The sequence below is a fragment of the Staphylococcus sp. Ze2 genome (assembly GCF_048568365.1).
In the GTDB taxonomy this organism is placed as follows: domain Bacteria; phylum Bacillota; class Bacilli; order Staphylococcales; family Staphylococcaceae; genus Staphylococcus; species Staphylococcus xylosus.
Map to the genome: position 1 here is coordinate 2,770,869 of NZ_CP183486.1, position 12,301 is coordinate 2,783,169.

Genomic DNA, 12,301 nt, shown 5'->3' on the forward strand with positions numbered 1-12,301 from the left:
GTTCTCATATTAAAGTTTAAATTGAAGAATAAGGCATCATCATGAGCCAAACTTAATTTAAATTTGTTTTATTTAGTGTGCAATTGCTTCTTGATGATTATCACCTTCAAAAGAAACTTGTACGTTTTCAGTTAAAACATCAGTGTATGTATAGGATACACGCTCAAAATTATAAATATCTTGATCTAGTTCAACAATAAAAACAGAAGGGTATGTTTCTTTCAAAACACCACTACGTTCAATTGTTTTTTTACGTCCACCATTCGCTTTAAGTACAATTCTGTTCCCTAATTGACAATCAAGTGAATTTTTGATGTCTCCAATAGATTTTGGCATATTGCTCCACCTCGCTACAAGTTGTATAATAACACATTTCGAGGGTTTTTGTCAAATAAAATTTCAATTTTAGCAAGGTAAAGCGGACTTGTCAATAATTTAAAATTCTAATTCTGGGAAATTTTTCAATTCATTGTATAAATGTGCAAATTCTTTTATTGAAAGCGTTTCGCCGCGTCTTCTCGGATCTATATCACTAGCTACTAACCAATCGAGTATTATTTGTTTATTAGCTTTGCCATTTACAAATAAACTTTGATAATTATTATTAATCGTTTTACGTCTTTGACTAAACGCTGCTTTTGTCATTTTAAAGAATTTATCTTCATCATCTACAGTAACAATCGGTGTGTCGCGCTTCATTAATTTAACTACAATAGAATCTACATTCGGTGGTGGTAAGAATACCGCTTTAGGTACAGTTAGCACTTTGCTCGTTTCTGTATAATATTGTGCCACAATTGATAACGATCCATACGCTTTGGTGCCGACTTGTGCGTTGAGACGTTCGCCTACTTCTTTTTGCATCATTACTACATAACCATCAATAGGTAATGATTGCTGCATTAAATTCAATAAAATAGGTGTCGTAATGTAATATGGTAAGTTCGCTACTACCATTATTTTCTTACATTCTGAAAAATGCTCAGCAACATAATGCGCGATATCTGCTTTAAGAATATCTTCATTTATTACCGTTACATTATCATATGGTCCCATTGTATCTTTAAGTACAGGTATTAGACGTTGATCAATTTCAAAAGCAACCACTTCTTTAGCGTTTTTAGCTAATTGTTCTGTTAGCGACCCCATACCAGGACCGATTTCTATTACTCCTGTATCCGCATCAATATCACTGGCCTCAATAATATTATGAATAATATTCACATCAATTAAAAAATTCTGACCTAAGCTCTTTTTGAAACTAAACCCATATTGATTAAGTAATGCTTTGGTGCGCGTAGGTGTTGCAATATCTTTATATTCCATTTAACTTTCACTTCCCTCATTATCACTTAGTGCATTTCTAACATCTGCTTCTGTATAACCAAATGCATTTAGCTTATTCAATAACTGTTTACCATTAGAATGACCAATATGCAATTTACGTCCTAACGTTTCCCTTTTCTTACGCGCATCTTTACCAACGAGTAAGCCTAAGTCAATCAACACTTCTTTACTTATTGATTCATGCCCTTCTTCAAAAGGCGTGCTTACATTCATTAATGCCTCTTTAATATCTTCAACATTAGCATGTTCTACGCCTATTTTCCCACGCTTATTTTTAGCCTTATCTCGATCGATATAGGCGTGTTTAACACCAGGGATGTGTTTTTGAATCGTATTTCTTATTTTATCACCTGGGAAATCTGGGTCAGTAAGTATAATGACGCCTCTTGTCTCAAATGCTCGTGCAATAACCTCTAACGTTACTTGATTAATAGCACTACCATTTGTCTCAATCGTATCACATTCAACCGCTCTTTTTACTCGTTCCGTATCGTCTCTGCCTTCAACTACAATAAATTCATTTATCTTCATTTATTGTTACACCTTTCATTACTCACTTCGATTTTAGATAAAAATAAAAAAGGTATCGGTGTAAATTATGATGACTACTTAGCCTGTATTTTATCAACTAAGTCTTATCTCAGACCGATACCTTTTGTAATGTTTTATGCTTTTAAATTAAACAATCGTTCTGCATTTTCAGTTGTTTGCTTACACACTTCTTCATAACTCACACCACGTAATTCAGCAATTTCTTCAGCAACTAGTGTAACTCGTGCTGGCTCATTACGCTTACCTCTATAAGGGTGTGGTGATAAAAATGGCGCATCTGTTTCAACTAATAATCTATCAAACGGTACATGCTTTGCAACTTCTTTAGGTTGTTTAGCATTTTTAAATGTTACTGGACCACCTAAAGAAACATAAAAGTTCAATTTATTTATGACATCATCTGCAATTTCAGGAGAAGCACTAAAGCTATGCATAATACCGCCAATCTCTTCTGCATGCTCTTCTTTCAAAATATCTATACAATCTTGCGTTGCTTCTCTATTATGAATGATAATTGGCAGATTAACGCGTTTTGCCAAGGCTATTTGCTTTCTAAATAACGCTTGCTGAATATCTTTAGGTGATTTATCCCAATGATAATCCAAACCTGTTTCGCCGATGCCAATCACTTTAGGATGCGCCGCAAGTGCTTCAATCCATTCTAATCGTTCTTCTGTGCAATCAATCGCATCAACAGGGTGCCATCCAATAATACCGTAAATAAATTCATATTGGTCAATAAGCTCCATTGTACGCTCAACTGTAGGTGTATCAAAACCGACTACAAACATGCGATCCACACCATTTTCTTTAGCGCGTTCAATAACCGCTTCTAAATCTTCGTCATATTGATCTGCATTTAAATGAACATGTGTATCGATAAGCATCTCTTAACCGCTCCTTAATTTGTAATTATTTAATTACTGATCCATTTGGAATCGCGCTTGGTAAACTAACAAGTGTTAGTACACCATCTTTTTCAGCTGATAAAATCATACCTTCTGATTTTCTACCCATTAATTTAGCGGGTTTTAAGTTAGTCACAACAGCAACTTTCTTACCAATAATGTCTTCAGGTTGGTAGTATTGTGCTATTCCGGAAACAATCTGACGTTGTTCATTATCTAAATCCACTTGGATTTTTAATAACTTATCAGATTTCTTCACTTGTTCAGCATCAATAATTGTTGCAGCTTTAATTTCTACTTTATCAAAGTCTTTAATATCAATTTGAGCTTTAGCTATAGCTTCCTCTTCTGCCTTTTCTTCCTCTTTCTTTTCAGGTTGCATCGATTCTTTAATGTAATCAATTTCAACCGTACTATCTAGACGTGGGAAGATAGGTTGTGGTTTATCACTCACTTTGATTGATTCAGTTAAAGCACCATACGTTTTAATACTTTCAAGTTCAAACAACTCTGGTGTATTAATATTCAACTGTGTAAAGATTTGTTTTGGTGCATGTGTAAGGAATGGTCTTAGTAACACTGCAATAATACGAATATTTTCTACTAAGTGAGCCATGACATTGCCAAGCATTTCTTTTTGTTCTTCATCTTTAGCTAATACCCATGGTGATGTTTCATCAATGTATTTATTCGTACGACTAATAAATTTCCACACTGTTGAAAGTGCTACTGAAAATTGTAAATCATCCATATTTTCGTGGAATGTCTTCACAGTATCTAGTGCCATTTGTTCCATATCTTTATCCAATTCATGTTTAGGACCTTGATATGCAGGTAATTCACCATCAAAGTATTTATTAATCATTGAAATCGTACGATTCACTAAGTTCCCTAAGTCATTTGCTAAATCATAATTTGTACGTTCCACAAATCCTTCAGGAGTAAATACACCGTCAGAGCCAAATGGTAATTCACGCATTAAGTAATAACGTGTAGCATCTAAGCCATAACGATCAATAAGTACATTTGGATCTACGACATTCCCTTTTGATTTACTCATTTTTCCATCCTTCATAAGTATCCAACCATGTGCGAATACTTTTTTAGGTAACGGTATATCTAATGCCATTAATAAAATTGGCCATATAATAGAGTGGAAACGCACGATTTCCTTAGCCATTATATGAATATCTGCAGGCCAATATTTTTTAAATAAACTATCATCATCAGATAGATAACCTAATGAAGAAATATAGTTTACAAGTGCATCAATCCAAACGTAAACTACGTGTTTTGGATTCGATTTAACATGAATACCCCAATCAAATGAAGTACGTGACACTGCTAAATCTTCAAGCCCAGGTTTAATAAAATTATTAATCATTTCATTTTTGCGTGAAGGTGGTTGAATAAATTCAGGGTTTTCATCATAAAATTCTAATAAACGGTCTGTATATTTAGATAAGTTAAAGAAGTAACTTTCTTCTTTAACTAACTCTACTTCATGACCAGAATCCGGACTTTTACCCCCAACAATTTCTCCATTTTCAAAAACTGGATCAACTAACTGTGTTTCTGTGTAATATGTTTCGTCTGGCACTGAATACCAACCCTCATATTCACCAAGGTAAATATCATCTTGAGCTAATAAACGTTCAAAAATTTGTTGAACAACTTCTTTATGACGTGCTTCTGTAGTACGAATAAAATCATCATTTGAAATTTCTAATTTTTGCCATAAATCTTTAATACCAGCAATCATTTCATCTAAATATTCTAATTCTGATTTCCCAGCTTTATGTGCTTTTTCTTGTATTTTTTGCCCATGTTCATCCGTACCTGTTAAATAACGAACATCATAGCCTTGCATTCTTTTATAACGTGCGATTACATCACCAGCTGTTGTTGTATAAGCATGACCGATATGTAAATTCCCACTTGGATAATATATTGGTGTAGTGATATAAAAAGTTTCTTTCGCCATCAATGTTCCTCCTCGATTCTTACACTATAAATATATCTAAATTCATTTTTGTTTTCAATGAAGCAGATGTGTATTTCTATTCCGATTTATATGTTAATCATCATAAAAATTCTTTGGATAGCATACTAGTCATATCCAGCATTTTTAAGTTTTAATTTTGCTATAATTTAAATATGATTAATAATCTCTATCCTATCTACATTACCATAAATCACGCATGTTTTGGGAGTTTTTCAACTCTTTTTTCTTGATTAAATTCGAATTTGTGGTATGACCTTTTTACTTAGATGTATTAATTAATAATTTAAACAACCTATGTTTTGATCCTCATTATCATACTCAAACTTCATGATAAATATCATAAACTTCACTCGTCTTCATTTGGCGCAATTCTGCTACCTGTTTAATCGCTGCTTTCGGTTTCAAACCTTGATTTATATGATAATCAACATGTGATTTGAGTGACATATCTTCAAACCAAGTCGTATCTTCCACTGGTTCTGCACCTTCAATAAGTACTACAAACTCACCCTTAGTCGGAATACTTTCATCATTAAGACGATCTAGTACATTTCCTACATAGTCAGTAACAATTTGTTCGAATTTTTTTGTCAGTTCTCTGCCCAAAGATATCTTACGCTCTCTATCAATCTTTTGAATCGTTTTGACCGTATCTTTCACACGATGTGGCGACTCATAAATAATTAATGTGCTATTTTCATACATACGTTGTTCTAAATATGATTGTTTTTGTTTATCTTTTCGTGGCAAAAATCCTAAAAACGTATAAGTAAAGGAAGGTAAGCCACTCGCCATTAGTGCAGTTAGGCCTGCATTTGGTCCAGGTATACTCTCTACTCTTATACCATTTTCTCTAGCTGCAACGACAAGTTCATATCCAGGGTCACTGATTAGTGGCAAACCAGCATCTGATACTAATGCTATATTAATACCTTGCTGCAATTGTTCAATAAGATAATCTGTTTGTTGTTCTTTATTATGGTCATGATAAGATTTAAGCGGTGCTTGTATATCATAATGCACACATAATTTTTTCGTCACTCTTGTATCTTCACATGCAATCAAATCTACGTTTCTTAAAGTATCAACAGCGCGATATGTAATATCCGCCAAGTTACCAATAGGCGTTCCTACTAAATATAATGTCGACATAATCTAACCCTCACTTATTAATTCTAATTTTTGTTGACGTGTATATGTTTTAATTTCATACTCGCGTTTCAATGCTTCAGACTTTGTATTGAACATTTCCTGATAAACGAGTTGTACCGGACGCCTTATTTTCGTATATTTAGCCCCTTGTCCGTTGTTATGTTTAGCTACTCGTTGTGTAACATCTTTTGCATAACCCGTATATAAACTACCATCTTTACATTTAACTATATAAATATAATGTTTATCCATAATATATTTCTCTCATTTCCTCGGTATAAGTGCCATCATTATTATAAATATAAAATGGTGGCTGTATGTCTAAACCTTGGTTACCACCTTTTCTACCTTCCACAACTATTGTCTGCGCCACCTTATCTTGTTTACTATATACAAAGTAGAGTTTTTTAGGTTCGATTTGATATGCTCTCATATAACTTAAGACATCCATAAGACGTTCCGCTCTATGAACCATTACCATCCGTCCACCTTGTTTTAATAAGTGTCTAGCTGCTAAACAGCAGTCTTCTAATGTACACATTATCTCATGCCTAGCTATTTTATGTGCATCTTTTTGATGTTGATGTTGTTGATTGACTTTAAAGTATGGTGGGTTGCAAGTGACAAGGCTATATTGTGATGGCTTAAACTGTTGATGTGCTTCCTTCAAATCCATATGATACATATGGATTCTATCACCTAATTGATTATATGCGATACTTCTTTGTGCCATATCAACTAGTTGTTGCTGGATTTCTATACCATCTATATTATGTTTTCCTTTATTTGAAATTAATAGAGGAATAACTCCATTTCCTGAGCACAAATCCATAATCGTATCTTGCTTTTTAACTTTTGTAAAATGAGCGAGTAATAGTGCATCAGTAGAAAAAGAAAAAACTTCATCATTTTGTATAATTCTCAAATTTTCTTTTGTTAAATAATCTAATCTTTCATCTGCTAAAAGCATCTTTCTAACCTCCAAAAAAGAGGATAAGGTAACGATGCTTAATAATCAAGCCTATCGTTACTGCTCATCCTCAATTACATATGATCACTATTGATTTTGTTCTTTATCAGCTTTTATTCCGTTAACACTTCAAGACAAAACAGGCAATCATCGCCTTTTCTATGTTTCCCGAACAATTCACCATTACAAATATGAAAACCCTCTTTATAAAGCATAGCCAAATTATCTTTACTGCGAAGGGGTTGTTTAACAGGGGTTTTCTTACCTTGTTCTACATTTTTAGATTGTTCTTCTTTATCTATCAATGTTTTTAGATTCTCATTCTCGATTTGTAAGGCGACATTTTCTTCAATTAATTCAACTGTAAGTTTTTTTAAATTAACCATATCAGTGTTGATCTGATTAATATTTGATTCTAAATTCGCTAATTTTTCAAATATGTCGCTACGATTCAATGTTATTTTGGCCTCCTAATTTAATGTCTCTAATTCTTCCATTTTATATTCAAGTGGCTGTTCAAGTCCTTCAACCTTTACCTGCATAGAAACATCTAAAATATTTAGGCCAATCACTTTACCATTGCCTTCCGGAGTTTGAATAGCTTCTCCTACATCAGGTAATTGGGCGCGCGCCTCTTCATAATAGTCATTTTCATATTTAAGACAACACATCAGACGCCCGCAAGCCCCTGAAATTTTAGTAGGATTAAGTGATAAATTTTGATCTTTTGCCATTTTTATAGAAACGGGTTCAAAGTCACCTAAAAACGTAGCACAGCATAAAGAACGTCCACACGGTCCAATACCACCAAGTAATTTTGCTTCATCTCTAACACCTATTTGTCTTAACTCAATACGTGTTTTTAGCTTTTGTGCTAGAACCTTCACTAATTTTCTAAAATCAACGCGTTCATCCGATGTGAAATTAAAAATTACTTTTGATTTATCTAATGTAAATTCACAGTTCACTAGCCTCATTTCTAGACTCTGCTGTTGAATCGTATTTTTGCATAATGTCATCGCCTCTTCGGCATCTTTTTCATTTTGCTCATATTGACTTAAATCCTCATCTGTTGCATGACGGACAATTTCTTTTAAAGGTAGTGTTACATCTTCATCTGCAACATCTAATGGCGCATATTTCACACGCCCCATCTCTAATCCTCTTTTAGATTCAACTACTACCCAATCACCTACATTTAAATCGAAATTTTTCGGCGAATAGTATTCCATTTTTCCCGATTTTTGAAAATCAATTCCTACTACATTTTGCATCTTTAACTCACCCCTTTTATCACAATTTGTTCAAATACTAATGTCGGATTAACATTTTGATTTAATTTTTTATGTGCTTCTGTTATTTGATCATATATCAAAATAATTTGATTATATGTTAGTTTGCTAGCAAATCCTTTCACTTCTTCGTGTAAATCATGGTATATGATATCATCATCCATTCCTACTTTAGCATGCACAACATCTTCAAAGAAACCGTTAACTGCCGCTAATGTAACTAACTGTAAACGACGATTTTTAGCCAGCTTTAATAAATCGACAATCGCTATCAGCGCCATTGAACGATTTGTTAACAACAATTGGCACCATTTTATAATACTTTTACGTAATGCCAACAGGTCTGCTTCTTCATTTAACGCTACTGCAGTTTCAATTTGGGTTGTATATGTACTTAGCAATTCTGCTACAGGACGCGAAATTTCGCGTTCGATTAACCTTTCGATAAACATAGACTTATCTATTGGCTTAAAATATACATGCTGACATCTAGAGTGAATAGTATCTAAAATTTGCTCTGGTTTCGTTGTTAATAATATGGCTATCGTATTATCGGGTGGTTCTTCTAAAAATTTTAAAATACTATTTTCACCTTGAACAGTTAACTTCTCAAAAGATTCAATAATATATACTTTATAGTTACCTTCGATAGGTAGTTGATTCATATGATGCACTAATTGTTCTACTTGGTCTTTTTTAATCGTAGTTTCTTCAGAAGATATATACATAAAATCTGGATGATTAAATGTTTCTACTTTTAACTGACATTGATTGTCTTGGTCACATAAGATTAATTTCGTAAAATCAATTGCTACTTGTTGCATAGATTGTCCATCATCGCCCTCAAATAAATAAGCGTGTGACAGTTTATTTGATTGATACGCTTTAGTCAGTCTTTCTAACTCATCCATCATAAAGTTACTCCTTTATATAAAAAGGCTGCTTATACATAGTAACCCTACAAAGCACATTACTTAAGTTCATAACAATTTAGTCTTAAGTGGAAATGTAATTTGAAAGGTCACTATATATAGCAACCATGATTCTAAAATTGATGGAAAGCATCAACTGGCATTACAAATACCGTTGCTCCTCCAACTTCTACTTCAACCGGATATGGAATATAAGAATCTGCGCTGCCACCCATAGGTGTTATAGGTGATACAAGCTGCTCTCTATTACCACAAGTGTCATTAATAACTTTTAGCATTTCATCAACTCGGTCATCTTCAACACCAGATAAAAACGTTGTATTACCTGCTCTTAAAAAACCACCTGTTGTTGCAAGTTTCGTTGCTCTAAAGTTATGTTTAACAAGTTTATCTGAAAGTTCTTGACTATCTTGATCTTGTACGATTGCTATAATCATTTTCATATTAAACACCTCTTCCCAGTATTATATCATAATTTTTCTAAGTATTTGATGATAGATTCATACGTTGCATTAACTACATTTTCTACGCTTTGATTTGCGTCTATTACCATAAAGCGTTCAGACTCATTATGAATAATTTTTTTATAACCTTCAACTACTTTTTCATGAAATTTTACATCTTCTTGGTCTAAACGATTTTGATTGCGTTGGTTTTTCAAGATTCTTTCTCTTCCAACTTCTACGCTAACATCAAGATAAATTGTTATATCCGGATACAAACCATTAATAGCAAATTCATTAATAGATTTCACTTCTTCTATTCCTATTCCCCGAGCATAGCCTTGATAAGCTAAGGAACTATCAATATATCTATCACATAATACTAATTTCCCACTCTTTAACGATGGAATCACCTTACCTACGAGATGTTCACGTCGAGAAGCAGCAAATAATAACGCTTCTGTTCGATCATCCATATCATCTCCTTCAAGCAATACTTCACGAATTTGCTCTCCAGTCTTCACACCACCTGGCTCTCTGGTAAGTACAACTTCATATTCATTTTCTAATTTTTTTGCTACTTGTTGTATGACAGTAGTTTTCCCTGAACCTTCAGGGCCTTCAAAAGTTATAAAAGCTGACATTTTATTCATCCTTAATTTCAATTTTATGTTTTTTAATTCCTTCTATTCTTATGTGCTGTTCACACCAATAATTCATTAATTTTATCATATTTTTTGTTATTATTTCGCCTTTTAGCATTATTGGTATACCTGGTGGGTAAGGTACAATATTCACTGCTAAAATTTGATTTTCAGCTTCATTAATATCTATACTTTTAACTTTTGCTATTTCACCAGGGTGATAAAAACCACACACTTCATAATCAGGCATATCATAATCTATGCTATTGAATCTTTTTTCTACTTCTATTTGTTTTATTCTGTCGATTAAGTCTTCAAATGGATATTGATCACCTTCATGCCATAAAGGTAAGACGAATAGGACTTGATATTCATCTGCAAGTTCTACATAAATATCTTTGTTTTCAAAAAATTGCTGTAGTTCAATACCTGAATAGCCTGTGCATTGTATATTCAACTTCAACGGATCATTTACTTCGACTACACGCATACCTATAGACTCAATAGTATCAATACATTTTTTTCTTTTTTTAAAAAACAAATTAGTATTATAATTCTCATAAAAGTCATGTGCTAACTCTAAACTATTCATCAGAAGATATGAAGGACTTGAAGATTGAAAATACGTCAAATACTTCAAGACCTTTTCACGCTGCGGCGCATTTTTATGAATAAAGATAATTGAACTCATTGTTAGTGAGGGCAATGTTTTATGGTACGACTGTACAACATAATCTGCTCCCAAATTCAACGAAGACTTTGGGAAACCTGGTAAATTAAAGTGTGCACCATGTGCCTCATCTATTAACGTAGGTATTTGATGAATCTTTGTATGTTTTAGTATCCCTTCGATATCAAAACATTCCCCATAATAGTTAGGATATGTAAGAACTAATAGTTTCATATCTTTCAATTGTTGAAACAGTGAGTTTTGCTGAGGTCCTAAATACTGTTTTGTTTTTATACTCATATCCATACCCAATAATCGACATGGTTCATTGACTAAATCTAAAGCGTGAAAAACAGACTTATGAGCATTTCTTGCAATAACATATTCACCTTGTATATTTGAGAAACCTTGTATTACTGATAAAATACCTGATGTTGTTCCGTTGACTAAAAAAAATGCATCATAATCAGGATGTTTTTTCACATTATTCATGCTTTGTGCTATAACACCTTCAGGATGATGTAGATCGTCTAGACCTGTTATTTCTGTCATATCCATTTCTAACTTTAGTTGTTCAAGATAGCCTATTGTCGCATTTTTATGTCCCGGGACATGCATAGAAATCGGTTTTCTTTCTAGTAAATCATTAAATTTCTTCTTTAATGGTAGTGACATAAAACACCCACTTTTCAAACTTTAATTTTCATTATATTTTAACACATTTAAAGAACTTCTCGTAAGCTTATATAGCTCTTGTTATTTCCTATTTTAAGTACCACTATCATTTTATTAGGTTAATAGGATTTGTACATGAGTAGCTACTCATGTACTCCTTTAAAACCGACAATTATTTTCGGTTGAAGTTAAGCTCTTCACGCATAAAAAAAGAGACCCTATTGGATCTTTAATTGCCTGTAACGTCCCACTTTATTAATTTTAACTCATAATTTTATTAAGCCAGACTTGTAAATCTCTTATCAAATTATGTTTCATTGTATTAGTGGGACTTATGCATGAGCTTTGCTCATGTATTCCACTTTTCCTACTCTTGCGGAACGTAAGTCTGCTACCTTCGGCGCTAAAGACCTTTCTTGCCGTGAGACAAGCGCTCGCATCTTTTCTCACTTGCACGCTCTCCTTACTCACTTACCACTCGTAAGCTCGTTTCGTCGCTCGTTTAGTTCGTCAGCTTCTAAAGTCCCACTTTTGAATTCTAACTTCTAAGTTTATTAAGATAGACTCGTAAATCTATTATTAAATTATGTTTCATTGTATTAGTGGGACTTATGCATGAGCTTTGCTCATGTATTCCTTTTCCCTCTCGACAATTACTTTTGAAGAAGTTAAGCTCTTTACGCATAAAAAAAAGACCCTATTGGGTCTTTG

At 33.3% G+C, this 12,301-nt stretch carries 14 protein-coding genes; all 14 read right to left on the reverse strand.

The genetic code is table 11. From position 1 onward, the window contains the following. Nucleotides 1-72: 72 nt before the first annotated feature. On the reverse strand, nt 73-336 hold the full coding sequence (locus ACM591_RS13150; RefSeq protein ID WP_029379202.1) for a Veg family protein: 264 nt from the start codon (nt 334-336) through the stop codon (nt 73-75). Between the two features lie 99 nt (nt 337-435). Then, complete coding sequence (rsmA, locus tag ACM591_RS13155; protein ID WP_326026264.1) at nt 436-1,326, reverse strand: 16S rRNA (adenine(1518)-N(6)/adenine(1519)-N(6))-dimethyltransferase RsmA; 891 nt, start codon at nt 1,324-1,326, stop codon at nt 436-438. Beyond that, a complete protein-coding gene (gene rnmV, locus ACM591_RS13160) occupies nt 1,327-1,878 on the reverse strand; it encodes a ribonuclease M5 (RefSeq protein ID WP_038678812.1) in 552 nt (183 codons plus the stop codon). A gap of 134 nt (nt 1,879-2,012) precedes the next feature. Beyond that, complete coding sequence (locus ACM591_RS13165) at nt 2,013-2,786, reverse strand: TatD family hydrolase (RefSeq protein ID WP_029379199.1); 774 nt, start codon at nt 2,784-2,786, stop codon at nt 2,013-2,015. Nucleotides 2,787-2,811: 25 nt separating this feature from the next. Beyond that, nucleotides 2,812-4,791, reverse strand: a complete 1,980-nt coding sequence (gene metG, locus ACM591_RS13170) for a methionine--tRNA ligase (RefSeq protein WP_029379198.1) — start codon at nt 4,789-4,791, stop codon at nt 2,812-2,814. 339 nt (nt 4,792-5,130) lie between these two features. Further along, complete coding sequence (gene rsmI / locus ACM591_RS13175; RefSeq protein WP_038678818.1) at nt 5,131-5,964, reverse strand: 16S rRNA (cytidine(1402)-2'-O)-methyltransferase; 834 nt, start codon at nt 5,962-5,964, stop codon at nt 5,131-5,133. A gap of 3 nt (nt 5,965-5,967) precedes the next feature. Next, nucleotides 5,968-6,216 carry a GIY-YIG nuclease family protein gene (locus ACM591_RS13180; RefSeq protein ID WP_029379196.1) on the reverse strand — a complete coding sequence of 83 codons (249 nt, stop codon included), beginning with the start codon at nt 6,214-6,216 and terminating at the stop codon, nt 5,968-5,970. Further along, on the reverse strand, nt 6,209-6,934 hold the full coding sequence (locus ACM591_RS13185; RefSeq protein WP_058625934.1) for a tRNA1(Val) (adenine(37)-N6)-methyltransferase: 726 nt from the start codon (nt 6,932-6,934) through the stop codon (nt 6,209-6,211). The genes ACM591_RS13180 and ACM591_RS13185 overlap by 8 nt, the downstream gene beginning before the upstream one ends. 113 nt (nt 6,935-7,047) lie before the next feature. Then, nucleotides 7,048-7,389 (reverse strand): DNA replication initiation control protein YabA, encoded by a 342-nt coding sequence (yabA, locus tag ACM591_RS13190; RefSeq protein WP_029379194.1) that lies wholly within the window; start codon nt 7,387-7,389, stop codon nt 7,048-7,050. Nucleotides 7,390-7,404: 15 nt separating this feature from the next. Further along, nucleotides 7,405-8,208 (reverse strand): PSP1 domain-containing protein, encoded by an 804-nt coding sequence (locus ACM591_RS13195; RefSeq protein WP_029379193.1) that lies wholly within the window; start codon nt 8,206-8,208, stop codon nt 7,405-7,407. Nucleotides 8,209-8,210: 2 nt separating this feature from the next. Next, nucleotides 8,211-9,137 carry a DNA polymerase III subunit delta' C-terminal domain-containing protein gene (locus ACM591_RS13200; RefSeq protein ID WP_038678824.1) on the reverse strand — a complete coding sequence of 309 codons (927 nt, stop codon included), beginning with the start codon at nt 9,135-9,137 and terminating at the stop codon, nt 8,211-8,213. Between the two features lie 134 nt (nt 9,138-9,271). Beyond that, nucleotides 9,272-9,601 carry a cyclic-di-AMP receptor gene (locus ACM591_RS13205; RefSeq protein WP_017721994.1) on the reverse strand — a complete coding sequence of 110 codons (330 nt, stop codon included), beginning with the start codon at nt 9,599-9,601 and terminating at the stop codon, nt 9,272-9,274. 26 nt (nt 9,602-9,627) lie between these two features. Beyond that, nucleotides 9,628-10,245 (reverse strand): dTMP kinase, encoded by a 618-nt coding sequence (gene tmk, locus ACM591_RS13210; RefSeq protein ID WP_029379191.1) that lies wholly within the window; start codon nt 10,243-10,245, stop codon nt 9,628-9,630. A 1-nt stretch (nt 10,246) separates the two neighbouring features. After that, on the reverse strand, nt 10,247-11,590 hold the full coding sequence (locus ACM591_RS13215) for an aminotransferase class I/II-fold pyridoxal phosphate-dependent enzyme (RefSeq protein ID WP_058625935.1): 1,344 nt from the start codon (nt 11,588-11,590) through the stop codon (nt 10,247-10,249). Nucleotides 11,591-12,301: the final 711 nt, after the last annotated feature.

Bases quoted from the DNA above. Each gene is read 5' to 3' on its own strand.
- rsmI (WP_038678818.1), bottom strand. From the start codon at position 5,964: ATGTCGACATTATATTTAGTAGGAACGCCTATTGGTAACTTGGCGGAT.
- ACM591_RS13205 (WP_017721994.1), bottom strand. From the start codon at position 9,601: ATGAAAATGATTATAGCAATCGTACAAGATCAAGATAGTCAAGAACTT.
- ACM591_RS13195 (WP_029379193.1), bottom strand. From the start codon at position 8,208: ATGCAAAATGTAGTAGGAATTGATTTTCAAAAATCGGGAAAAATGGAA.
- metG (WP_029379198.1), bottom strand. From the start codon at position 4,791: ATGGCGAAAGAAACTTTTTATATCACTACACCAATATATTATCCAAGT.
- ACM591_RS13165 (WP_029379199.1), bottom strand. From the start codon at position 2,786: ATGCTTATCGATACACATGTTCATTTAAATGCAGATCAATATGACGAA.
- ACM591_RS13150 (WP_029379202.1), bottom strand. From the start codon at position 336: ATGCCAAAATCTATTGGAGACATCAAAAATTCACTTGATTGTCAATTA.
- rsmA (WP_326026264.1), bottom strand. From the start codon at position 1,326: ATGGAATATAAAGATATTGCAACACCTACGCGCACCAAAGCATTACTT.
- ACM591_RS13185 (WP_058625934.1), bottom strand. From the start codon at position 6,934: ATGCTTTTAGCAGATGAAAGATTAGATTATTTAACAAAAGAAAATTTG.
- rnmV (WP_038678812.1), bottom strand. From the start codon at position 1,878: ATGAAGATAAATGAATTTATTGTAGTTGAAGGCAGAGACGATACGGAA.
- ACM591_RS13215 (WP_058625935.1), bottom strand. From the start codon at position 11,590: ATGTCACTACCATTAAAGAAGAAATTTAATGATTTACTAGAAAGAAAA.
- ACM591_RS13180 (WP_029379196.1), bottom strand. From the start codon at position 6,216: ATGGATAAACATTATATTTATATAGTTAAATGTAAAGATGGTAGTTTA.
- tmk (WP_029379191.1), bottom strand. From the start codon at position 10,245: ATGTCAGCTTTTATAACTTTTGAAGGCCCTGAAGGTTCAGGGAAAACT.
- ACM591_RS13200 (WP_038678824.1), bottom strand. From the start codon at position 9,137: ATGGATGAGTTAGAAAGACTGACTAAAGCGTATCAATCAAATAAACTG.